General features: G+C 37.1%; 19 protein-coding genes, 1 tRNA gene and 2 pseudogenes. 12 read left to right on the top strand and 10 right to left on the bottom strand.

Features of this window, described 5'->3' with window-relative positions:
• Window positions 1-217: 217 nt before the first annotated feature.
• Both F948_RS01960 and argG read right to left on the bottom strand, forming a co-directional pair.
• Window positions 218-901 carry a pirin family protein gene (locus tag F948_RS01960; RefSeq protein WP_004959403.1) on the bottom strand — a complete coding sequence of 228 codons (684 nt, stop codon included), beginning with the start codon at window positions 899-901 and terminating at the stop codon, window positions 218-220.
• A 192-nt stretch (window positions 902-1093) separates the two neighbouring features.
• Complete coding sequence (argG, locus tag F948_RS01955; RefSeq protein WP_004913003.1) at window positions 1094-2437, bottom strand: argininosuccinate synthase; 1344 nt, start codon at window positions 2435-2437, stop codon at window positions 1094-1096.
• Window positions 2438-2731: 294 nt separating this feature from the next.
• Here argG and F948_RS01950 point away from each other — a divergent pair, with 294 nt between their 5' ends.
• Together F948_RS01950 and F948_RS01945 are read left to right on the top strand one after the other, a co-directional pair.
• Window positions 2732-4762: an NADPH-dependent 2,4-dienoyl-CoA reductase gene (locus F948_RS01950; RefSeq protein WP_004959400.1), complete on the top strand. Its 2031-nt coding sequence runs from the start codon at window positions 2732-2734 to the stop codon at window positions 4760-4762.
• An 86-nt stretch (window positions 4763-4848) separates the two neighbouring features.
• Window positions 4849-4938, top strand: a tRNA-Ser gene (locus F948_RS01945).
• Between the two features lie 16 nt (window positions 4939-4954).
• Here F948_RS01945 and F948_RS16805 read toward each other — a convergent pair.
• A pseudogene (locus F948_RS16805) lies at window positions 4955-6106 on the bottom strand (tyrosine-type recombinase/integrase).
• 1137 nt (window positions 6107-7243) lie between these two features.
• Between F948_RS16805 and mobC the strand changes: the two are divergent.
• From mobC to F948_RS16620, 3 genes are read left to right on the top strand one after another with little or no spacing between them, the layout of a single operon-like run.
• Complete coding sequence (gene mobC, locus F948_RS01930; protein ID WP_004959385.1) at window positions 7244-7816, top strand: plasmid mobilization relaxosome protein MobC; 573 nt, start codon at window positions 7244-7246, stop codon at window positions 7814-7816.
• A 41-nt stretch (window positions 7817-7857) separates the two neighbouring features.
• Window positions 7858-9456 (top strand): relaxase/mobilization nuclease domain-containing protein, encoded by a 1599-nt coding sequence (locus tag F948_RS01925; RefSeq protein ID WP_004959383.1) that lies wholly within the window; start codon window positions 7858-7860, stop codon window positions 9454-9456.
• The gene (locus F948_RS16620) at window positions 9438-10286 is read left to right on the top strand and encodes a hypothetical protein (protein ID WP_004959380.1); all 849 of its coding nucleotides are present in this window, start codon (window positions 9438-9440) and stop codon (window positions 10284-10286) included. The genes F948_RS01925 and F948_RS16620 overlap by 19 nt, the downstream gene beginning before the upstream one ends.
• Window positions 10287-10437: 151 nt before the next feature.
• Here F948_RS16620 and F948_RS01915 read toward each other — a convergent pair whose 3' ends face one another.
• From F948_RS01915 to F948_RS01900, 4 genes are all read right to left on the bottom strand, one after another.
• On the bottom strand, window positions 10438-10773 hold the full coding sequence (locus F948_RS01915; RefSeq protein WP_002058504.1) for a hypothetical protein: 336 nt from the start codon (window positions 10771-10773) through the stop codon (window positions 10438-10440).
• Window positions 10774-11277: 504 nt separating this feature from the next.
• Window positions 11278-11631 (bottom strand): antitoxin Xre-like helix-turn-helix domain-containing protein, encoded by a 354-nt coding sequence (locus F948_RS01910; RefSeq protein WP_004959375.1) that lies wholly within the window; start codon window positions 11629-11631, stop codon window positions 11278-11280.
• A gap of 203 nt (window positions 11632-11834) precedes the next feature.
• Window positions 11835-12716, bottom strand: a complete 882-nt coding sequence (locus F948_RS01905; RefSeq protein ID WP_004959372.1) for a copper resistance D family protein — start codon at window positions 12714-12716, stop codon at window positions 11835-11837.
• A gap of 66 nt (window positions 12717-12782) precedes the next feature.
• A complete protein-coding gene (locus F948_RS01900) occupies window positions 12783-13163 on the bottom strand; it encodes a copper resistance CopC family protein (protein WP_002058523.1) in 381 nt (126 codons plus the stop codon).
• Between the two features lie 277 nt (window positions 13164-13440).
• Between F948_RS01900 and F948_RS01895 the strand changes: the two genes are divergently transcribed.
• Window positions 13441-15786, top strand: coding sequence for a heavy metal translocating P-type ATPase (locus F948_RS01895; RefSeq protein ID WP_004959368.1), 2346 nt, complete (start codon window positions 13441-13443; stop codon window positions 15784-15786).
• A gap of 73 nt (window positions 15787-15859) precedes the next feature.
• On the opposite strand, the gene F948_RS01890 is transcribed toward F948_RS01895, so the two are convergent.
• Together F948_RS01890 and F948_RS01885 are read right to left on the bottom strand one after the other, a co-directional pair.
• The gene (locus tag F948_RS01890) at window positions 15860-17236 is read right to left on the bottom strand and encodes a heavy metal sensor histidine kinase (RefSeq protein WP_004959365.1); all 1377 of its coding nucleotides are present in this window, start codon (window positions 17234-17236) and stop codon (window positions 15860-15862) included.
• On the bottom strand, window positions 17226-17909 hold the full coding sequence (locus tag F948_RS01885) for a heavy metal response regulator transcription factor (protein WP_002058525.1): 684 nt from the start codon (window positions 17907-17909) through the stop codon (window positions 17226-17228). Before F948_RS01885 ends, F948_RS01890 begins: the two co-directional genes overlap by 11 nt.
• 150 nt (window positions 17910-18059) lie before the next feature.
• On the opposite strand from F948_RS01885, the gene F948_RS01880 reads away from it, so the two are divergent.
• The 5 genes and pseudogenes from F948_RS01880 (at window position 18060) to F948_RS01860 (ending at window position 22443) form a co-directional block, all read left to right on the top strand.
• The gene (locus F948_RS01880; RefSeq protein ID WP_002058521.1) at window positions 18060-18410 is read left to right on the top strand and encodes a hypothetical protein; all 351 of its coding nucleotides are present in this window, start codon (window positions 18060-18062) and stop codon (window positions 18408-18410) included.
• Window positions 18411-18498: 88 nt separating this feature from the next.
• Window positions 18499-20418 carry a copper resistance system multicopper oxidase gene (locus F948_RS01875; protein ID WP_004959362.1) on the top strand — a complete coding sequence of 640 codons (1920 nt, stop codon included), beginning with the start codon at window positions 18499-18501 and terminating at the stop codon, window positions 20416-20418.
• Entirely contained in the window at window positions 20405-21286 is an 882-nt protein-coding gene (locus F948_RS01870) for a copper resistance protein B (protein ID WP_002058497.1), read from the top strand. Before F948_RS01875 ends, F948_RS01870 begins: the two co-directional genes overlap by 14 nt.
• A gap of 96 nt (window positions 21287-21382) precedes the next feature.
• Window positions 21383-21652 (top strand): annotated as a pseudogene (locus F948_RS01865) (transposase); the annotation flags it as partial.
• A 17-nt stretch (window positions 21653-21669) separates the two neighbouring features.
• Window positions 21670-22443 carry a 3'-5' exonuclease gene (locus F948_RS01860; RefSeq protein WP_017397506.1) on the top strand — a complete coding sequence of 258 codons (774 nt, stop codon included), beginning with the start codon at window positions 21670-21672 and terminating at the stop codon, window positions 22441-22443.
• A gap of 80 nt (window positions 22444-22523) precedes the next feature.
• On the opposite strand, the gene F948_RS01855 is transcribed toward F948_RS01860, so the two are convergent.
• Window positions 22524-23060 (bottom strand): hypothetical protein, encoded by a 537-nt coding sequence (locus F948_RS01855; protein ID WP_228128830.1) that lies wholly within the window; start codon window positions 23058-23060, stop codon window positions 22524-22526.
• Here F948_RS01855 and F948_RS01850 point away from each other — a divergent pair.
• Entirely contained in the window at window positions 23044-23541 is a 498-nt protein-coding gene (locus tag F948_RS01850) for a hypothetical protein (RefSeq protein WP_004959354.1), read from the top strand. The genes F948_RS01855 and F948_RS01850 overlap by 17 nt on opposite strands.
• The last annotated feature ends 99 nt before the right edge of the window (window positions 23542-23640 follow it).

Genomic DNA, 23640 nt, shown 5'->3' with positions numbered 1-23640 from the left:
CGAAGAAAGTTAAGTCTATACAGGATAATGCTGATTATAGTCACTCATATTCTTCAACAACTTCCGCATCTAATTCATATCAGGAACATGACGATCGGCATTCTGATGAATGTCGTTCTAGTGATGAATCAAATTCGGATACTAACAGTTGTGATAGTAGTAATCATGATTAAAAAAACTCGTACCTCAGAGGGAGAGATACGAGTTAAACTTCGACTTATGGTAGGTCAAACCAAATCATTTGGGCATCTTCAAGCCCCTTGATTGTTGCAGTCTCATCAAATAGTAAAGCATCGCCAGCTTTTACATGATGATCAGCAATCATAACTTCACCAGAAACCACGTGAACATAGTTCACTTTTTTCGTTGCTGTGATTTCTAATTGTTGATCCTTCTCAAGTACAGCTGTTTTTACTTCAGCATTTTGACGAATCAACATTGGTGCAGATTCATCGCCTGCGATTAGATGCCATTGGTTAGGATGATCCTTTGGGTTGAGCTGAATTTGCTGATAAGTTGGTGCAGCATTTTGAACATTTGGTTGAATCCAAATCTGTAATAGATGTACTGCTTTATCATGCTTATTCATTTCACTATGGGTTACACCTGTACCCGCACTCATTAATTGCCATTCACCTGCATTAATTTGACCTTCATTACCCATACTATCTTTATGAGAAATGGTGCCATCTAGTACACAGGTTAGAATTTCCATATTGTCATGCGGATGCGTACCAAAACCATTATGTGCTGCAATCGTATCGTCATTAATTACACGTAATGCACTCACACCCATGTATTTCGGATTGTACCAGCTACCAAATGAGAAACTATGGTAAGTATCTAACCAGCCAGCTTTTACATGACCGCGATTTTCACTACGATGTAGATAAGCATTCATCTTTCATCTCCTAATTCTTATGTTTTGCTTGAAAGTAATAATATCGATTCATAATGGTTATAAATAGTCTTTAATTGCGACATATTGTTCTATTTATGGAATGATTGTTTATTAAGGATCTTTATTGAGTTATTAAAAAAGGCTGAATATTATATTCAGCCTTTTCTGTAAGATAATTTACTTATCAATCGCTTACTTTGATTTGCTTTCCAATTGAGGAATTGCAGAACCTTGACCAACAGCAAGTAAACCTGTTTCTGTGTAGATACCAAGTTTTGCACGTGTATCGGTAATGTCGAGGTTACGCATCGTTAACTGACCGATACGATCCATTGGTGTAAACATTGAATCACCTTTCTCCATTGTTAAACGCTCAGCTTCATAAGTGAGGTTAGGAGATTCGGTATTCATAATCGTGTAATCATTACCACGACGTAATTCTAAAGTGACAGTACCAGTAATCGCTTTAGCTACCCAACGTTGTGCTGTTTCACGAAGCATAAGCGCTTGAGAATCGAACCAACGACCTTGGTAAAGTAGACGACCTAAACGTAAACCGTTGATACGATATTGTTCAATCGTGTCTTCGTTATGAATACCTGTAACTAAGCGCTCATAAGCGATATGCAATAGAGCCATACCAGGCGCTTCATAAATACCACGAGATTTTGCTTCGATGATACGGTTTTCAATTTGGTCAGACATACCAAGACCATGACGACCACCGATACGGTTAGCTTCTAAGATCAGCTCAACAGGATCTTCAATACGCTGGCCATTTAATGCAACAGGGAAACCTTCTTCAAAAGTAATTGATACTTCTTCTGCATCAATTTTTACATCTTCTTTCCAGAAAGCAACGCCCATAATTGGGTCTACGATCTTGATACCTGCATTGAGGTATTCTAAATCCTTAGCTTCGTGAGTAGCACCCAACATATTAGAGTCAGTTGAATATGCTTTTTCCTTAGACATTTTATAGTCAAAACCGTTGTCGATGAGGAATTGTGACATTTCCGCACGACCGCCTAACTCATCAATAAAGGTTTGGTCTAACCACGGTTTGTAGATTTTTAGAGCTGGATTGGTCAATAAACCATAACGATAGAAACGTTCAATATCGTTACCTTTATAAGTAGAACCATCACCCCAGATGTTCACATCATCTTCTTTCATTGCTGTCACAAGCATAGTACCTGTTACTGCACGACCTAAAGGTGTTGTGTTGAAATATGGTACTCCGCCAGTGCTAATATGGAAGGCACCACATTGAATTGCAGCAATACCTTCAAGAGCAAGTTGTAAACGACAATCGATTAATCGAGCTTTGACTGCACCGTATTGTTCAGCTTTCTTTGGAATAGCATCATAGTCATCTTCATCAGGTTGACCTAAGTTTGCTGTATAAGCATAAGGTTCCGCACCTTTTTGCTTCATCCACAATAAAGCTGCTGAAGTATCGAGACCACCAGAAAAGGCAATCCCAACTTTTTTGCCTACAGGTACGTGCTGCAAGATAGTTGCATTATCAGTCATTGCTTGTCCTAACGTTTATTAGTAAAGACCCCGAATAGGTGGTCTTGAGAATAAAAAAATCGGAGCTATTGTAACACTTTTCATTGAGCTTGTTTTCCTCAAAGAAAAACTAAGCAGAAAAATTATGTGCGCTTTCATGTGGAATATTGAATTTTTAAGATGTAAATCATAACGGTTACATTTGTTTTGACTTTAGTGTCAGCATTTTCTTAAAAAAAGTCATAAACACGTATAAAAATTCAGTTAAAGTACTATGCAACAAGTTGCAAAGCCAATAAATATAGAAGGAATACCATGACTAGCTATGCAAATATCTTAAAACCATTACATTTGGGTTTTACGACCATTAAAAACCGTGTTGTGATGGGTTCAATGCACTCTGGTTTAGAAGACCGTTTTTTTAATTATCCTAAACTTGCAGCTTATTTTGGTGAGCGCGCAAAAGGGGGCGTAGGTCTTATTATCACTGGTGGTATTTCTCCAAACCGTCAAGGTTGGTTATTGCCAGCGGGTGGTACGATGAATAGTTTGGTGGATATTCCTCATCACCGTCTTGTTACTCACGCTGTGCATAAGCATGGTTCAAAAATTCTTATGCAGATTTTGCATTCTGGTCGTTATGGATATCATCCATTTTCAGTTTCTTCTTCGCCAATTCAAGCACCAATTAACCCATTTAAACCACGACAAATGTCAGATTCACAAATTCTGGCTACAATTGATGACTATGCACGCTGTGCAAGCCTAGCTAAAAAAGCAGGGTATGACGGTGTTGAAATCATGGGTTCAGAGGGATATTTAATCAATCAATTCCTTAGCAGCCACGTGAACAAGCGCACCGATCGCTGGGGTGGTGATATTGAAAACCGTATGCGTTTTCCTGTGGAAATTGTAAAAGCAATCCGTGCCAAAGTGGGTGAGAAGTTCATTATCTGCTTCCGTTTATCCATGCTGGATCTTGTGCATGACGGAAATACAATGCAGGAAGTGATCGTAGTAGCAAAGGCACTTGAAAAAGCAGGCGTGACTTTATTAAATACAGGGATTGGCTGGCATGAAGCACGTATCCCAACGATTGTGACTTCTGTACCTCGTGCTGCATTTGTAGACTATACAGCTCATGTTAAACAGCATGTTTCTGTTCCAATCATTGCTTCAAACCGTATTAATATGCCTGATGTTGCAGAAGAAATTATTGCTTCAGGTAAAGCAGATATGGTGCAAATGGCAAGACCATTTTTAGCTGATCCATACTGGGTAAATAAAACTGCAACCAATCGTGTTGATGAGATCAATACTTGTATCGCGTGTAACCAAGCATGTTTAGATCATGCGTTTAAAAATCAACGTGTGAGTTGTTTAGTTAACCCACAAGCGTGTTATGAAACTGAATTGGTTTATATTAAAACTAAAAAACCAAAACGTATCGCTGTTGTAGGTGGTGGTGTTGCTGGAATGTCAGCGGCTACAGTTGCTGCAAGTCGTGGTCATGCAGTGACGTTGTTTGAAGCAAGTGATGATGTCGGTGGTCAATTTAACTTAGCGAAAGTTGTCCCAGGAAAAGAAGAATTCCATGAGACGATTCGTTACTTTAAAGTTCAACTTAAACAAACTGGAGTTGATTTACGTTTGAACACTCGCGTAAATCGTGAACAACTTGAACGTGAAGGTTTTGATGAAGTTATCGTGGCAACAGGTGTTGTTCCTCGTGCTTTAAAAATTCAGGGCAGTACTGCTCCACAAGTTTTATCCTATGCTGACGTTTTAAGAGGCGCTGAAGTTGGGCATAAAGTCGCAGTTATCGGCGCAGGTGGTATTGGTTTTGATGTGTCAGAGTTTTTACTAAAACCACCCCATCAACCACAGCCACAACCATTGGCAGAATGGCAACGCGAATGGGGCGTTGATCCAAACCCTAATTATATTTCTGAAGGCGGTGTACAACGTCCAGAAGTTGAAATGCCTGTACGTCAGATTTATTTATTGCAACGTAAAACAACGCCGTTAGGTATTGGTTTGGGTAAAACCTCAGGCTGGGTGCATCGTGCACAATTGAAAAAACATGCTGTGCGTATGCTGCGCGGTGTGCAATATAAGGCTGTAACTGACGAAGGCTTATGGGTTGAGCATAATGGCCATGACCAGTTATTGCGTGTGGATACCATTGTGGTGTGTGCAGGTCAGGAATCAGTAAAAGATTTAGTACCGCATGAGAATGAAACCACATTGGCAAAATATCATGTGATTGGTGGTGCAAAGTTAGCAGGTGAGCTGGATGCCAAGCGTGCCATCCGCGAAGGGGCAGAATTGGCCGCTAAACTCTAATAATTGATGAAACATTATGCATTTGAATACATTGCAGTTAAATTTCTCTTGAATAAAGAGGGCAAGCTTTGTATTCTTACGCACATGGAAGCGTGGCAGAGCGGTTTAATGCACCGGTCTTGAAAACCGACGAGGGTGTGAGTCCTCCGTGAGTTCGAATCTCACCGCTTCCGCCAAATATCTTAAAGGGAATCAAACACATAGTTTGATTCCCTTTTTATTTGGCACAATTTTGGCACTATTCGAAATTTTAGCAATCTCTTCTTTGTTCTTATCTGAATTAATCCACTTGGCATAACGCATCATTAGCATCACTAAACTATGCCCTAGCTGTGAAGCCACATAAACTGGATTAAGTCCATTCATTAAGCATACAGTCGCATATGTATGACGAGTGTTATAGGCAGGGCGATAACGTATGCCATTCGCTTTCAGTGAAGCTACAAACTTTTCGCTCAATGATTTTTGCGTAGTAAATTCCTTACCTGTCTCATCACAGATAAATACGTGCTCATATTTGAGGTAGGTTAGTAATCTGAGTTGTTGAAATGCTTCAAATGCAAAATCATTTAAATCTACAAATCTAGCTTTATTTGTTTTAGTGGTTTCTTGCTGAACGCCGTTCACACGACCTTTATTGATGTAAATTTGCTTATTTAAAAAATCTACATCCTACCAAGTGAGTGCGATAATTTCTGATGGACGGCAACCTGTCCAGAATGCCACCACAAAATACCAATACACAGTTGGGTAGTCTGCAATATATTTCTCTTTTAACCAGTTCAGTATTATTTCCTTTTCCATTTCATTAAATGGATCAGGTTCATCCTCCTGAGTTTTCTGATTTTTCAATCGGTCACATGGATTCTTATCAATCACCTCATCATCACAAGCTAATTCGAATACGCCACGTAATGGAATCAAAGCATCATTTCGAGTTTTAGCCGATGACCATTCACGTCCATTGACGGCTGTACGCAACATTTGACTGGTGATCGTATTAATCGGCATATCTTCGAATAATGGCATCCAGAGCCTTTCCAAAATTGATAGATATTTTTTCTTGGTGCCTTGCTTATGATCTGAAAGGTTATAAAGGTATTCTTGGGCATAGTGAGCAAATGTCGGAGCATTTGACGCTGGCAATGTTTTTTGCGCAGCGTCAGCTTTTTTGATGGGTTTGGCGGTGACAGCTTCGATATCCTCGATTTTTAATATCCCGTATTCAGCCTTGTTTACAAAATCTTCTCTAATCTTAGCCGCCTTAATGAAGTTGGCTGGGGTATCGATGAGGTCGAGGGTGAACCACTCGCGCTTGTCGTTCCATTTAAAGTTAATCTGTATTTTTCCCGATCTTGCTCTTGTGCCTTTTGGTAGACCTGAGCTGCTTGTTCGACCCATGCGTTATAACCTTTCAAACTATATAGAATTTTTCGATCAGACACTTTCATCCAGACTTTTCCTTCCTCCCAGTGAGGCCTAAGATTCTTTAGGTTCGTGATCTGTTCACCCGTCAATTCACAAAACTTTTCTGCGGTGACCCAATCCAGCAGTTCAAAATATTTACTCATTGTTGAACCTCCGCATTTTTATTTGAAAGTCTTGCTCCAGTTTTTTTATATCTAATAATTAATTTTATTAGATAAAGATTTTTTATCATTTTGACCTCTTCAGTTTTTAATGCAGTTGAAGAAAGCCTGTTGTCTTAAAATCCTCATGTTGTTAATTAGGATCTGAAGATTAAAACAAGTTTCTATACATTGAAAGCTACCATGTTTTATTTGTGTAAAAATGATTTGTGTATAAAAGATCAAGAAATAGGTTTATTTTTTTAATTAATTTTTATCTATTATAACAGTAATTAATCTTTAGTATTTTCTTCGGTTTACTACTTTTGTTTTTTTTGTGGTTGGGTTTTTATTTCTTAATTGCTTTTTTGTTTTAGTTGGGGTTTATGAGTTTTTGATGTTGATCATTTTAATATTTTTCTTATGAAAACTATTATTTATTTAATGATTAGATTAAATATTTAATCTAATTTAATTTAAGAGAATAAACTTTAAACTTAGGTGTTGTTTTTAGTTAAGCATATGTTTTAATTATAGAATAAATTTAAAATTCCTCTTGGTGTATATCTTCTATAGATCATGATCTTATTTTTATTTGAAAATTAGAACGTGTTTAGTCTTTGTGATATTTAATATATCACTTAATAGTCCAAAGTACATAAAATATGAAAATAATCGGTTGAGCCAGAGTACCCTGTCCGTACAAAATCACAACTAAAGTTGTAATTGTGTACGAACGGAATCTGGTTGGCTTGCAGCCAAACCGCTACTTTTAATAATGTGTTTGTTTTAAATTTTTAGAGTAACTATTTATTCTACATATAAATTATTTTAAAATTCCTATCAAAAAACACTTTTATTATTTTAAAATTTATTATAGTTTAAAAATAGATTGACGGTTTTTAGGTGTATTATGGTTGTTGCTAATGTTATTAAAAAATCAAGAAGAGTAAGTCGACTTGAATTGCGTTTAAATGATGATGAATTAGAGATAATTAGAGATTCAGCAAGTCTATTAAATAAAACTGTAAGTGATTTTATTCGATTTAGCGTGAGTTGTTATATTCAAAATAATTTGAATGTTGATCGATCTTCAATTCGTGAATCGCATGTTGTAGCGAAGAAAAAAGAGTCAAATCACAGGACGCAAGAAGATAGCGAAAGCATTGCATTCCAACTTGCAAAAATTGGCAATAATCTCAATCAGATTACCCGTGCAATTCACATTAGCAACAAAATCGGAAAACCAGTCGACTTACTTCGAACGTACCTACTTGTCGAAGACTATTTAAAAAAAATCTATCAGCTTTATCCGCTTCCTTGTCCTCCGTCACTGCATCGTTCTGATAAGACAGTTCAGCGCCGACACCAGCATATTGAACAAAAATATCTCGCTGATTTATTGCGACAAATGCAAGTCGTTGGAGAAGGTGAACTTGAATCAACTTCAGACGCTGACCTTTCTAATTACCATCTAAAAAATTGACTTTTTATTTCCATTTATATTTTTAAACGGGAGGGCAGATCATGTTGATTAAGATGTTGAGGCATGGAACGGGCAGTGTAGCACGTGCAGCAAGTTATGTGCTCGACGAAAAGGATCACATGAATATTGTCCGTCCGCACGTTGAAGTGTTGAGTGGGGACCCTCATATCTTTGCAAAAATTGCAGATAGTTCTCCTTTCAAACATAAATATACATCTGCCGTGATTGCTTTTGCTGAAGAAGATCAGCCGACTGATATTGAAATAAAAGATGTCTTAAAACAGTTCGAAGCATTAGCTTTCAGTGGTCTTGAACCTGATCAATATCACATGACGGCTGTGTTGCATCACGAACCAAATGGGTCAAAGCATATCCATATCCTTGTGCCACGGCTTGAACTCAGGTCAGGAAAAGCAATGAATATAGCCCCTCCAGGTTTGTTTCAAAAGCATTTTCATACTTTGCAAGACAAGCTTAATTCCGAATATGGGTGGGCAGATCCGAAGGATCCTGACCGTGCAAGATTTACAAAAAAAGGCTATGAGCTGTATTTACAATCTGCGCTGAAAAAAGTTGAAAAGAATAGAGGAAACTATAAAACATTCATTGAAAATTTATATGTTGGACTCTTGTCCATTTCGTTAAAACAATTAGAAACAAATCAAAATGAATTTCTCTTCTCTGAAATTTTAGTACATAACCGTGATGACTTTATGCAATTTGTACTCACAAACAAACTTGCTAGCGAAGTTGCCAAAATTCGAGAAAATCAGTTTAGCTTAATTCCAACTTTCGGGAAAAACCTATTTATTTTCAAGGAGGAATATATGAAAGACAATTTGACATCAGAAAATGCTCAGAACCATTTCGAGAACGTATCAAAGCTTTTGAGCAAGTTCGAAAAGCAGATAGCGAACGTGGAAACGATGAGCAGCGAACAGTTAATCAGATTTCAAAAAATACTCGAATGCCTTGTGCAGAACTTCGAGATAGAGCAGAAAAAACTTTGCAAGGAGCTAGACAGGCAAGAGCAGCTTACAACAGACAACGTTATGCATCTGCTACAACATCAGAAAAACGAGACTCAGATTTTAATCAGAGGATTGAAATCATATCGAGCAGAGTTGAAGCAGAATATCAGCAATATTCAAATGACGCTGTCTTCACATCTCAACGAAATCGATCAGATCATGCAAAAGCATCTTCAGCAGAGCAAAGCCCAATTGCAACATACGATCAAAGACAATCAGAATCTGATCAAAGCCCAAATTCAGGACAATACCCAAAGTATCACACTGTTATTAGAAGATCAGAAGAATCAGTTGCAGCAGCAAGTAGATCAAGCATTAACTCAGTCGATCACTTACAACCCGAAATTAATTCTGAAAACATTTATTTTGATGTTGCTTGGAATGGGGTTACTGAATATTTTAGTAATATTGCCCTCCACCTACTATCTCACACAGCCGATCTTAACCAAAAACGAGACCGAAATCTTGACGGACGAAGACGGCACTCGATACCGAGCGATCACCTCCTCGAAATGGATCGATTGCAATACTCTGAATTTGAGCAAAAAGAAAGTCCATCCGACAGAACCGAATATTCATCTGACATTTCCTTGTTTCGTGGAGAAGTAAGTTATGAAAGAACAGCAACATACGATTATTCAACATCACAACGGCAGCGATACACAGCAGATGATTTTGGATTTACTCGAACAAATGAGTTTAGCTTTGATGCCATCATCGCTGAGTACTATGCAAGACTTGCAAGAAAACGTCGAGAAGATGAAAAAAAGGCTCAGCGTGATCGAGCATTACGAGCAGAGCAACAGAGACGACATGAACAAGATCTTGAAAATCTTAGGCTTCAGCAATCCGTCAGAATTGAGCCACACCGAGATCAGTTTATTTCAGAATATTGGATTGATGATAAAAGAGTTACAATCGAGGCAGGAAAAATTAGAACAGTTAGAACAACAGCAGCAGTTACAGCATCAGAAAGAGCACCAACTTCAAGAACAGAGCATGTCATTCGCTACACAGATCAGCAGACTAGAGCACTTAACGACAAATTGGATCAAGCGCTTCGACGTGCTGGAGAAGCAAGAGTCGAATTTGAAACAGTTGCAATTGCAACAGCAAAAACAAATCAAAGACTTAAACGAGATGATGTTGAATTGTATTCAGAGTATGAGCAATTTAAACAAAATATGCGTCGACTTAGAGAACAAGCAGACGCAGATCAAGAATATGCAGCAACAGTGCAACAGCAATACCAATTCGATCGAGAGCATTCAGCAGAGCTTACAGCAACAATACTGCAACTTGCAAAACTCGTTGAAGAAATTGTCAGTCTGATGATGCACTTAATTGCAGCAATGCTGGGACAGCAATATAACATTCAAAGTCAACCACAAGTTGAATCTAAACAACAAAAACCAAATGATTTTGGTGCTGAGTTTTAAACAATCACTTTTAATATTCACAAGTCTATTATCTTTAGCGTTGCTACTGTCACTGATTGCATTCAGCATTATTTCTGCTTATTCGATAATAATGCAGTCGATTAATACAGTGCACAGTAGCAAGCTAAAAATACATAATTAATTAAGTGACCTAAATAGAACGGATTCCCAATACACGCTGTGCACGTTCAATCATCTTGTGACGTTGATGTGTACGAAATGCCCACAAAGAGGAGAGATTGTTATTTTGATTGAGCTTTGCAACTTCAAGAATTTGCTCATCAGTCATTTCATGCATGCATTGACGAATGATTTGATGTGCTTGTTCAAGTTCTTTGAGTAAGGAGTTTGCAGTGTCAACAGCAATATAAAGATTGGCGAGTGTTTGACGTTGAGGATTTGAAATTGTTTTGCCAAGTTCAACAATCAGTTGCGAGGCTTGTTTTTTAGGTGTGCACGTATTTGCACCATGAAGAATTGCGTTCATAGTCATTTCTCTCTGATAAGTTTAAACACTTACCATCATCACTTTCCTACGGTGATGGTGGCAGCTCAACAGGAGTAGGAAATACCGTTCAGAGAGGACGGCCAGCATAAAGCTGTCCTGTCAAGCCGCCATAATGACTGCTAAACAATAGGCAAAAAATAGCCGCTAAGCGACTTTTATTTTACCGCTCTCTGATAATATCAGGTTCCTACGCCTGAACACAGATTTTGCTGTGTAGAGTTAGCTTAACTGGATATCGCTTGAGCTGTCAACGCTGTGATTGGATCTTTTTACATATCTTAACATTAAATAATTCATTGATTCTGCTGGAGATATTTTAAATTTCTGACGGCTAGGAATTTGATTGTGAATCATGTTTATGGCGATGTGTTGAGCACAAATTTTAATCTTTGCTGTGTTTTTAACGGAAGTGATGAAAATAATGATCAGAATTTCTAATCAAGCAAATTGAAGCTGATTCGCTAAAAGAATGAGTTAAATAAATTAATGATTGTTTAGGGCTTCAACTACTGTTAAGACTTTCTCTAAGCCTTTTCTGTTCTGAATTTGCTGAATGGGGACACCATCAGTTGCGGTATTGAATGCATTCATAAAATAATCAATCCATTCAGAATCATCGCCAGTGAGTGTTGATAAGCTTTGATAAAGGCGAATCAGTAATAATCCAGTTTCACCATGTGCAGATGCGGGTTCAAATACAGCTGAGAATTCGAGTGTGTTTATTGATGCGCGATCGAGACCCATCACAGTAGCCAGTTGGGTTTGGCTAAGACCGAGTAAATCCGCGGTATTCAATACGGCTTCTGCTAAAACCGATGCTGTACTGGCTGAGTTCATCCATGCGTCCTACTGAATTTTGCTGATTATTTATTCTATCTCATTTACAGGATATTACTGAAGAAGAGGGAACGTCAGTTTGATCGCTTTAAATCAGCCAGAGTAAATCGCAATCTTCTCATTAACAGCTCATTAGGCATTGATTCAAAAATGGGAAATAATAAATTGTACTTCATCCTTGAAGTCATAGCATGATCCTTTTTTTACTCAATACCGACTACGGTGGTGATATAACCAGTGGCTAAAAGAATTAATAGACCTAACGACATTTCAAATAAAATGGCATAGCCCAATTGTTTCGCAAATTTCGGGTCTTGTAAGCGAGGTGTGAAATACCATTTGTTAAAAGCGGCTAACAATAAAATACTTAGGACAAATACAATTTTAATAATAAATCCATGCCCATAAGGTGTATTGATTAGAGTATTAAAATCTTTAAAAAGTAATAAAGTAATGCTAAGACCACAAGCGATGAGTATTCCTACAATAAAGGCCGCTATTTGCCCAAATAGATGCATACGTTCTTTGAGTGGTAAGCCATTAATTTTTTTGCTTGTTTTCCATAAAGGATAAAGTGATCCCATCCATAAGGATATTACAAGTACATGTATTGATAATAAAGCTTGAGCGAATAAGGGTAAATTCGTGACATGACCTAATTGGGAAAAACTAAAAACAATAGGTAAGAGTAAGATGGTAAAGATTAACCCTTCAACTTTAGAAAACTGATTAGTTCTTCTGCTTAATTTCACGAGCATAAATAAAAATAAAAGCAGAAAACCCACTGATCGTATGATATGGGTATGGCCAATTGGAGTGTAAATTACTAGATTTATATAGTTAGTATCCCACATACCAGATAGTCCAGTATTGGCAAAACTTCCGATGAGAAGGAAGAATCCTAGAATACTGGAAATTAGTCCTAATGCTGTGCCAAGAGTTATGTATTTCAGAATAGTTTCCTTTATTTCTACATAACGTCCAAGTAAGAAGTAGGAGAAAGTACCACCAACAACAAATGCAATACCTAAATATAAAATGACTTTAACAAGCCATGATGCATATATCCAAGATTCAGGAATCATAATTTTCTCCATCGTAATAGCAACATGCCAGCAGTTCGCTGGCATGTTGTTATTAGCACTTGATTTTTATTTTGCTGATTTAATGGTGAAATTATATTCGCCATTCATGTTGTGGCCATCCGCTCCCATTGTGGTCCACACGACTGTATATTTTCCTTTTTTTAGTTTAGGTGCAGCGACGTCAAATGATTTTTTCATATCATGAGTTATTTTATAATTTAAAGGAATGTCCTTACGTTGTGCATCAAGCAACTTGACGTTCATTAACATAACTTCTTCACCAAAATTCAAAGTTATATTTTTCGGTTGGCTAGCTACAGATGCATTAATAGCAGGTGTTGCACTTTCAAGTTTCACATGTGCGAATGCACTTGAAGTAGCTACAACCATAGTCGTGCCTACGAGTACGTTACGTAGAGTAGACATTTTATTTTGAAAAATTTTCATTTCTTCATCCTCTTTAAATTAATCTTGGGCCCAGTAATGACCGAATGAAATTCATTGATTGATAGCTTGGTCACCAACTTTGTAATCCTATTATCAAAGAAAGATAGAAACACTCCGATGACTTCAAAATTACATTTTTGTCATTTTAAAAATTGAAAAGTCACAAGTGCTACACTGACTATAAAGAAAATTTCGCTTATCTAATGATCAAGTAATAGGAAATTATTTACGTTTTAATCAATTTATTACTTTTAAAATTAAATATGAAGGAGGTTGTATGGACCATCATCATCACGAAGATAAAAATACACTTACTGATCCTGTCTGTGGCATGGCAGTAAAAGAAACATCTCAATTTTATGAAAAAGTTGACAGTAAAACTTTCTATTTTTGCAGTGAAAATTGCTGGTTAAAGTTTAAGAATGATCCTGCTTTTTATATTAATAAACTAGCAAAAGCGACTAATCCAAAAGAGATTGGGATAAATTCAATTGTGGTTGATCAGCCGATAAATGTGAATACTTCTACTATTTACACTTGTCCGATGCATCCCGAAATTCAACAAAATCACCCTGGGAATTGTCCTAAATGTGGTATGACTTTAGAGCCTTTACTTCCAAATCTGGATGAAGCTGACGAAAACCCTGAACTAAAAGATTTTAAAAGACGATTTTGGTATACCTTACCTTTAACTCTTATCGTTGTATTTTTAGCCATGTTTGGGCATCAGCTGAATTTATTTGATATGAAGATACAGAGTTGGATTGAACTCATTCTTACATTACCTATCTTTTTTTGGGCAGGGTGGCCATTTTTTGTTAGATGTTGGCAATCAGTTTTAAATCGTAGTCCGAATATGTGGACCTTAATTGGAATTGGTACTGGTGCCGCATTTATATACAGCCTCATTGGAACTTTGGCTCCACAAGTATTTCCAGACTCTTTTGTTTCTATGGGACGTGTCGCTGTATATTTCGAAGCCACAGCAGCCATTATTTCGCTGACCTTATTAGGCCAAGTTCTTGAGTTGAAAGCTCGATCACAGACCTCGGCAGCAATTAAATCTTTACTTGGGCTAGCACCTAAGACTGCAAGAAAAATAAATGAAGATGGTAAAGAAGAAGATATTCCTCTTTCCCATGTACATGTTGGAGATTTGCTCCGAGTACGACCAGGTGAAAAGGTCCCTGTTGATGGAGTTGTTACTGAAGGGTCAAGTTCTATTGATGAATCAATGTTAACAGGAGAACCTGTTCCCGTTACAAAACGTGAAGGCGATCAAGTAATAGGTGCAACAATAAATATGAATGGTTCATTAGTAATGCGTTCAGAAAAGGTTGGATCTTCAACGGTACTGTCTCAGATCGTACAAATGGTATCGCAAGCTCAACGTTCTAAAGCGCCGATGCAAAGAATGGCAGATCATGTTGCAGGTTGGTTTGTTATGGTAGTTATTGCTATTTCTGTGCTTACATTTTTTGGTTGGGGGGTATTTGGCCCAGAGCCTAGTTGGGTTTACGGGTTAATTAATGCTGTCGCAGTGTTAATTATTGCTTGCCCATGTGCTTTAGGCTTAGCGACACCTATGTCAATTATGGTGGCAACAGGTCGTGGTGCATCGAATGGTGTACTTTTTCGTGATGCAGCTGCAATAGAAAATTTACGTAAGATTGATACTTTAATTATTGATAAGACAGGTACTTTAACTGAAGGCCAACCCTCATTCGATAAGGTTATCGCTCTTTCGGGCTATGAAGAAAATGAGGTACTTCGGTTAGCAGCTAGTCTGGATCAGGGGAGTGAACACCCTTTAGCTGATGCAATCGTACGTGCTGCCCGTGAAAGAGATCTTGTACTGTCTAGACCAACATCTTTTGAATCTGGCTCTGGGATTGGTGTTAAAGGAGAGTTAAATGGACAACAATTATCTCTTGGTAATACAGCATTAATGGAACAGCTGGGAATATCAGTTAAAGCATTTGTTCCCGAAGCTGAAAAGTTAAGAGCCGAAGGTGCAAGTGTCATGCATTTAGCTGTGGATGGAAAACTGATAGGGTTAATAGCTGTTTCAGATCCAATCAAAGCAAGTACACCTGAGGCTGTTCTTTCATTAAAAGATTCCGGTCTAAGAATCGTAATGGCTACTGGTGATGGATTAACAACAGCTAAGTCTGTTGGCGCTAGATTAGGTATTGATGAGGTTTATGGTGAGGTTAAACCCGCAGATAAATTAGAATTGGTTAAGAAATTGCAAAAAGAAGGAAGAGTGGTTGCGATGGCTGGTGATGGGATCAATGATGCCCCAGCTTTAGCTCAGGCTGATATCGGAATTGCAATGGGTACAGGAACAGATGTAGCAATGAATAGTGCACAAGTTACTTTGGTAAAAGGTGATTTACGCGGTATAGAGATTGCTCGTTCATTATCAGAAGCAACTGTTAAAAATATGAAACAAAACTTGATGTTTGCTTTCCTCTATAATGGATTAGGTATCCCTTTGGCTGCTGGTGTACTGTATCCATTTACTGGCTGGTTACTCTCGCCTATGATCGCAGCATTAGCAATGAGCCTAAGCTCAGCATCGGTAATTGGTAATGCTTTACGACTACGTAGCCAAAACTAAGTTTTTCTGACTACTCATTATTTTTAACTATTAAAGATGAGTAGTCAGTAGTTGTTTATTTTTATATAAGTGATTAATTTTTAAAAATAATTTTAAAAGTTATGCGGCCATTATGATAGTCTGCTCTAATTGTTGCGCCATGTACATCAAGAATGGATTTGGTAATTGCTAGCCCTAAGCCAGTACCTTCCTCAACTCGCTGTCTGGAAGCATCTGTTCTATAAAAACGGTCAAATAATCGATTTAGCTGGTCTGATGATAAAGGTGAGCTTTCATTCTCAATTGTAAAAACAGTTTTATCAAAGCTTTGTTGGCAATTGATTTTGATCACTGAATCTGTTTTTCCATATTTGATCGCATTTGATAATAGATTACTGAGTGCTCGACGTAACATTGAAGGATCGCCATTTACATAACCTAGACCAGTTTGTTCTAAAGTCATTTTCTTTTCAGAAGCAATAGCATCATAAAAGTCAAATAAAGCTGAAATTTCTTTGACCAAATCAATTCTTTGTAAGTTTGGTAAATGCAAACCGTGTTCGGCTTTGGCAAGGAATAACATATCTGAAACCATCCGAGCTAAACGTTCAAACTCTTCTAAGTTAGAAAAGAGAACTTCCTGATAAGTATTGATATCTCTACTACGGGATAAACATACTTGGGTTTGAGTCATCAAATTATTAATAGGTGTGCGAATTTCATGAGCAAGATCAGATGAGAAGTCTGATAATTTCTCTACAGCAGATTCCAGTCTATCTAACATATCGTTAAAAGCTATGGCTAAGGATCTAAGCTCTGTTGGCGTGTTTTCGACTTCTAAGCGTTCAGAAAGATGTTGAGCAGATATACCTTCTGCCACTTTTGCCATTTTTTGAACTGGGCGTAACCCTCGCCATGCTGCGAACCACCCTAAGAACATTAAACAAATTGTACCCACAAATCCAATGTATAGAAGTTGACGTCTAAAGTCATTTAAGAAATGTAGATGCTCAGAAGTATCGATGCCAACGACAATTTGAGCTGACATAATTGAGTCTTGATGATTAAAAGACTTTGTATAAATTAAACCACGGTAGGTTTTATTTTGAATGCTCCATTCAACCCAAGGCTTTCGTTTTGATTTATTGAGTGTTTGGGTATGAATGGTGGATGGTGCTGAACTAAAAATAATTTGACCCGTTGGTCGTTCAATTTGAACAATTAGATCATGATGACCAACTAAGGCATCTTTTAAATATAAATTCAATTCTTGAGAATTAGAAGGATTCTGTTCTAATAGATTCTCTATAAGTTGAATTTTACCTTCTAATTGAGTTCGGTCTTGAGCTTCGAAATGATGCATTACGAGTTGATGAATAACTAGTCCCATAATCATTAGAATGATTACGGTAGATAGAGAAAAAATAATAGCTATACGAAAGCTGATTGCATTAAACAATTTACGAGTCATCTTCAACCTCTAGAACATAACCCATTCCCCGTATGTTCTGGATTAGCTTAGGGCTAAAGTTACTGTCAATTTTACTTCTCAAACGTTTAATAGCGACTTCTACGACGTTGGTATCACTATCAAAATTCATATCCCAAATTTGAGAAGCTATGAGTGCGCGAGGTAAAATTTCACCACGTCTACGCATAAATAATTCCATCAGCGCGAATTCTTTAGCTGTTAAGTCAATACGTTGCCCAGCGCGAGTGACGCGGCGTTTACGAAGATCAAGTTCAAGATCAGCAATTGTAATAAGGTTACTATCTTCTTTTTGTTGTCCCCGTCGGAGTAAGCTTTTAATGCGTGCTAATAACTCAGCAAAAGCAAAAGGTTTTACGAGGTAGTCATCAGCTCCCAAATCTAATCCCTTAACTCGATCTTCAATTTGATCACGCGCTGAAAGAAATAGAATAGGCATTGTCTTTCCGCTTTTGCGAATATCATAAATGATATTCCAGCCATCTAATTTTGGTAACATAACGTCCAAAATGATGAGGTCATATTCTTCGGAAAGTGCTTGATGTTTACCTGATAATCCATCTGTGACCCAATCCGTAATATACCCAGCTTCAGATAGACCTTGTTTAAGGTAGTCACCAGTTTTTTGTTCATCTTCAACTAGTAAGATTCTCATTGATAAAAATCCAATATCACTCATTAAGAATATAATAACGTTATAAATACGTGATTCTTTGTAGATTACAAAAATGTCATTTTCATGTCATATAGATGTTTGGTGGTAGCCTTTAAGGTATTTGTATAAAGTTAATTTTTGGAGCAAAACATGAAAACTCTATTCCGTCGTAGCTTAACTACACTTATGTGTATTGGAACTTTAATTGCAGGAACTCAGTCTTGGGCAGCCGATGCTAAACAGGGAACCACTGTAGTCACTGAAACTAAAGCGGACTCAAAAATGTCAGAGAAATGCCAAAAACCTTGTAATATGAAGAATGATGAGAAAACCCAACAGGATCATAGTCAGCATGAGCATGGCAATATGGCTGATATGTCTCAGATGGATCACTCTAAGATGATGAATATGGATCAGTCTAAAATGGGTAATATGGATCATTCAAATATGATGAACATGGACCACTCAAAGATGAACATGTCAAATACATCAAATAAATAACAAATACGATAAATGAAAGATTGGGGAGATTAAAGCGAATAATTGGTTTGCTTGAGCTCCCCATCTTTATATTAGATAGGTGAAATAAATGTCTAAAAAATTAAGTCATGTCCTTTTAATAGGAGTTGGTTTATTTTCATCAACTTGGGTAATGGCGGCAGTTAAAGAATATGATTTAACAATCGCTGAACAAACTGTAAATATCACAGGAAAACCAGTTGAGAGAATTACTGTAAATGGTAAATTCGTTGCACCACTTCTTGAATTTGAAGAAGGTGATGAGGCCGTTATCCGTGTTCACAATAAGTTAAAAAATCAGGACTCTTCAATCCATTGGCATGGCTTATTATTACCTGGAATTATGGATGGTGTACCTGGATTTAACAAATTTAATGGCATTGCCCCTAATAAAACTTATGAATATAAGTTTAAAGTCCGCCAAAATGGTACTTATTGGTATCATTCACATAGTAAAGGACAAGAACAAGACGGTTTATATGGTGCTTTTGTTATTTATCCTAAAGATAAAACTCCACTAACAGCTGCTGAAAAAACCGATAAAGATTACGTTGTTTTGCTTTCTGATTTTCATAATTCGACAAGTGATCAAATTATGAAAAATCTTAAAAAAGAAGCAGACTACTATCAGAACCGCCGCGAAACAGTATTCGATGTATTAAAACAAGTTAAACGTGATGGGCTAAAAGCGACTTGGCAAGACCGTTCTATGTGGAATCAGATGCGAATGCTGAAAACAGATATGTCCGATGTGACTGGTTATACATTTTTAATGAATGGCAAGACACCTCAGCAAAATTGGACGGGTAACTTCAAAGCTGGTGAAAAAGTTCGCCTTCGTTTTATTAATGCTTCCGCTATGTCATTCTTTGATGTACGCATTCCAAACCTAAAAATGACTGTAGTCAGTGCTGATGGTCAACCTGTAAAGCCCGTTCCTGTAGATGAGTTCCGTATTGGTACTGCTGAAACTTATGATGTCATTGTGGAACCAAAACAAGCACATTACCAAATTGAAGCTGAATCTATTGATCGTACTGGTTTTTCGGTTGGAACCTTACATGATGAAAATACCTTACCTGTAAAACAAATTGAGATGCCTAAACCTCGTCCTCGCTCTTTATTGACTATGGAAGATATGGGGATGGATCATGACATGTCTTCAATGCAAGGTATGAATCATGATATGTCTTCTATGAAAGGTATGGATCATGATATGTCTTCTATGAAAGGCATGAATCACGATATGTCTTCTATGAAAGGTATGGATCATGATATGTCTTCAATGAAAGATATGAATCATGATATGTCTTCTATGAAAGGCATGAATCACGATATGTCTTCTATGAAAAGCATGAATCACGATATGTCTTCTATGAAAGGTATGAATCACGATATGCCGATGAATAGCGCTACTGTTAAGTCGGCTTCAGACAAGAATGATAATACCGTATTTGGATGGGCAAATGCTTCAACACCCGTTGGTCAAAAAGCACTCCAGTATAGTGATTTACAATCTTTAAACCCTCAACCAGATACTCGTGCCCCTGAACGTGAAATGGAAATCCGTCTTGGTGGGAATATGGAGCGCTACATTTGGACAATTAATGGTAAGAAGTTTAATGAAACAGAACCATTCAAAGTGAAATATGGGGAACGTATACGCTTGAAATTTGTGAATGACAGTATGATGGCTCACCCAATGCACTTGCACGGTATGTTTATGCAGCTTGAAAATGGTCAAGATCCAAGTAATATGCCAAATAAACACACGATCATTGTGCCACCAGGGAAAACAGTTACAACTTTACTTACTGCTGATGAATTAGGTGAATGGGCTATCCACTGCCATTTGTTATATCACATGGCAGCTGGAATGATGAACAAACTCATTGTGGCAAATGTAGATAGCAATGATGTTGATTCAAAAAGTATCGTTGCCCAACCCCATGCAAATGATAAGGGAGTGAATCAACATGCAAACCACTAAAAAACTTTTTTCAAAAACACTTTTATCAGTTGCTTTAATTGGTTTAGCAGGTATGGCATTTGCTAATGATAATTCGACTGAAAATCTAAATAAGAGTACGTCAAGTATGAATGTGCTTTTAAAAGAAGCTGGAGGATTAGGCTATGTTGAACGTAATGCTGCTCAAAGTACTTCAAAAGGCAAATTAGCTCTTAGCCAAAATCATGATAAACATCTGAACGAGCATGGTGGACAGATTTACCAAACAACTAAATTTTCCAATGAGTGGGTAATTGATAACGATGGTAAGGGTAGTTTAGGTTCTAGTTTCGAAACATTGATTGGAACAGATGAGAATCGAGTATTTGTTGAAGCCAATCTGAATAAAGCAGAGAGTAATGATCCCAATTATGATGTGTCTGCACTTTATAGCCGTAATGTAGCACCATTTTGGGATGTACAAGCTGGTCTAAGATACAGCGAGGATAAAAATAACAAGAACAGCGATCGAGTCGATGGTGTCGTTGGTATATTAGGTCTTGCTCCTTATTTCTTTGAGACCAAAGCTTACCTTTATGGTGGAAAAGACAACTTCTGGGGAGCTAGTTTTGATTTCGACCGTGATTTATTACTCACTCAAAAGTTGATTACTCAGCCATATATTGAAGCAGATGTTGTCTTTAATGATAATTCCGACTTTGCATCAAGGACGGGATTGTCAGAATTGAAGACAGGTATTAAAACTCGTTATGAGATTAGCAAACGTATCAGACCATTTGTTGATATAGCTTATCAATATGAGAAAGGACAAAAATCAACTCCTTTTCAAGAAGCAACAGATTCTGAAAAGGGATGGCTATATGGTGCAGGTATTGAATTAGTTTTTTAATTTTGTCTCGATATTAAAAATAGCAGGCCCTAGGGCCTGCTATTTTTGAACCGTACCGGGTTTGTCGGAGAGTCAATATTCTGAGAGACTATCCCGATGACAAAATTAAAATATACCCCTGAAATCAGAGAAAGAGCGGTTCAATTATTGATTGAATCTGAAAAAGATTATCCTTCTACTTGGGCTGCAATCACAGCAATTGCGCCTAAGATTGGTTGTACTCCTGAAACACTTCGTGCCTGGCATCAAAAGCATTTAGATCAGCAAAATCCTATTAAAGTACAACAGATATCTGATCAAGAAAAAATGAAGCAAATGGAACGTGAAATTAAAGAATTAAAGCGTGCCAATGAAATTCTACGTAAAGGGGTGATATTGTTAAGTTGCACCTTACGCAAGGTATCCCTGAACAAGAAATAGCAATTCTCTGTCCTAGCTGGTTCGATGTTATAAATATCTCAAAAAACATTAGTGCACTAAATATAGGCTTTAATATCGATGGCGTTTTGATTTCACCTATACCTAAAAATCAAAATAACATTTGGCTGGCATTAATTCGACTAATGCTGACCAAGCCAAATATCCACAATTACATAAAAAGAAAACGGTACGCTAATGAAATTTCAGAAAAATTAAATGACATTTTCTTTGACGAAGAGAGTATAAATCCTAAAACTATTCTAACTGCAGTTAATGCAATAACTGTGAAATTTGACAAAGAAATTGATCAGTGGATAGAAGAAGTTATAGTTAACTTTTGCGAAAGACTTAGAATAAAACTCACAAAAAATGACTTATTTAATGAAGAGATGAAAAGCATATTGAATGCGACAAGGGAGAGAATGAAGAAGTATGACATGGACTACAAAGCATCAGACCTAGAAAAATTCTTCTCCTCCTCCACAGGAGTAAAAATAACAACTGCACACTCCACCAAAGGTGACGAATATGAAGTCGTTATATGCACTGGATTTTTGGAGGGAAAAATACCCCACTGGAATAATATAATAGGCTGTAGCGATATGCATCAAGATTATGTTGCTAGAAGACTACTCTATGTCATTTCCTCACGTGCTAAAAAACATCTTTATTTAATTTCCGAATGTGGACATAAAACAGCTAGGGGGGCATCATATAGACCGACAAGGCAGCTTTAACAGTAACTTCAAAAGAGGCTGTCTCATGTTCAGGAAAATGGAGCAATCCAATAAATAGACTAATAACATTATTTTTTAAATCAATTATCTTGTATAGAGGAAACTACTGCCATTAGTCTATTTATTGGTTCTGCTAAGCGTTTTGGTAATACACGATATTCTTCAAGTGTTTTTAAATCAGCACTCCGACGGCGTACAATCCAAATATCATCGTCTGGGCGATCATTATCAATACCATTGCAGTATTTATAGCCAACCAAAGAATCTGAATGTGATAACAATAGCCGAGCCATTGTCATATGGAATCGATGATTTTTTAGATCGTTTGAGTCCGTTGGCCTTGGAATCGTCAATCTTAAACACCGTTGATTATTAAATTCTTCCCAATCTGGTCCAGCTACTTGCCCAGCTCGTTCCAACATTTTGCGTGACTGCTCATTTTTTGCATTAACTATCGCAACTGCTACCTCTCCATTTTGATAATTTAATTTTTGGGCAAGCTTCTTCATCCAACTATTCAATTTATCTAATGTAGGATTATCTGCAAATATCAAAAATGAAGTTCCAGCTTGGGAAAAGTTGTATTGGTTCTTAAAGTTCTTGATTCCGAAACTCAAAATTGAAGATCCAGAAGCAGATGCTTTGGATGAGTTGTTAAATTCAGTTGATTTAAACTCCTATGGTTTACAGCGTAAAAAACTAAATGAGCAAATTGAGTTGGATGCTGAAGAGACAGTTCTAGATCCTACAAATTCGAATCCTCGTGGTGCTCATGGCGGTGAAACTGAAGAAGATCCATTAGATGAAATTATTAAAACATTTAATGAACGCTGGTTTGGAGGTTGGGCTGCAACGCCTGAAGAGCAAAAAGTAAAATTTGTGAATATCTTAAAACAGATAAAAGAACATGCTGATTTCGAAAGTAAGTACTTAAATAATCCCGATCCACATACCAAAGATTTAGCTTTTGATAAAATCATGAATGAAGTGATGTTACGTCAAAGAAAGATCGATATGGATATGTATAAGCATTATTCAAAAGATACTGCATTTAGAATGTCATGGAAATATAGCCTGCAACAGGGTGTTATGAGGTAATTCTTAAAATATGAGTTAAATAATGAAAATTAACCTATCTAAGCGACACTTTATGACGCCTTTAGGTTTGTATAGGTCATTGAATCGATTATATTATTT

Origin of the sequence: Acinetobacter junii CIP 64.5 (assembly GCF_000368765.1) — a bacterium.
Classification (GTDB): domain Bacteria; phylum Pseudomonadota; class Gammaproteobacteria; order Pseudomonadales; family Moraxellaceae; genus Acinetobacter; species Acinetobacter junii.
The sequence above is the reverse complement of the archived record's forward strand: the minus strand, read 5'-3'. Positions and strand labels throughout refer to the sequence as shown.

Excerpts from the sequence above, each read along its gene's own strand:
- F948_RS01960 (WP_004959403.1), bottom strand. The coding sequence starts at position 901 with ATGAATGCTTATCTACATCGTAGTGAAAATCGCGGTCATGTAAAAGCT.
- argG (WP_004913003.1), bottom strand. The coding sequence starts at position 2,437 with ATGACTGATAATGCAACTATCTTGCAGCACGTACCTGTAGGCAAAAAA.
- F948_RS01950 (WP_004959400.1), top strand. The coding sequence starts at position 2,732 with ATGACTAGCTATGCAAATATCTTAAAACCATTACATTTGGGTTTTACG.
- mobC (WP_004959385.1), top strand. The coding sequence starts at position 7,244 with ATGGTTGTTGCTAATGTTATTAAAAAATCAAGAAGAGTAAGTCGACTT.
- F948_RS01925 (WP_004959383.1), top strand. The coding sequence starts at position 7,858 with ATGTTGATTAAGATGTTGAGGCATGGAACGGGCAGTGTAGCACGTGCA.
- F948_RS01915 (WP_002058504.1), bottom strand. The coding sequence starts at position 10,773 with ATGAACGCAATTCTTCATGGTGCAAATACGTGCACACCTAAAAAACAA.
- F948_RS01910 (WP_004959375.1), bottom strand. The coding sequence starts at position 11,631 with ATGAACTCAGCCAGTACAGCATCGGTTTTAGCAGAAGCCGTATTGAAT.
- F948_RS01905 (WP_004959372.1), bottom strand. The coding sequence starts at position 12,716 with ATGATTCCTGAATCTTGGATATATGCATCATGGCTTGTTAAAGTCATT.
- F948_RS01900 (WP_002058523.1), bottom strand. The coding sequence starts at position 13,163 with ATGAAAATTTTTCAAAATAAAATGTCTACTCTACGTAACGTACTCGTA.
- F948_RS01895 (WP_004959368.1), top strand. The coding sequence starts at position 13,441 with ATGGACCATCATCATCACGAAGATAAAAATACACTTACTGATCCTGTC.
- F948_RS01890 (WP_004959365.1), bottom strand. The coding sequence starts at position 17,236 with ATGACTCGTAAATTGTTTAATGCAATCAGCTTTCGTATAGCTATTATT.
- F948_RS01885 (WP_002058525.1), bottom strand. The coding sequence starts at position 17,909 with ATGAGAATCTTACTAGTTGAAGATGAACAAAAAACTGGTGACTACCTT.
- F948_RS01880 (WP_002058521.1), top strand. The coding sequence starts at position 18,060 with ATGAAAACTCTATTCCGTCGTAGCTTAACTACACTTATGTGTATTGGA.
- F948_RS01875 (WP_004959362.1), top strand. The coding sequence starts at position 18,499 with ATGTCTAAAAAATTAAGTCATGTCCTTTTAATAGGAGTTGGTTTATTT.
- F948_RS01870 (WP_002058497.1), top strand. The coding sequence starts at position 20,405 with ATGCAAACCACTAAAAAACTTTTTTCAAAAACACTTTTATCAGTTGCT.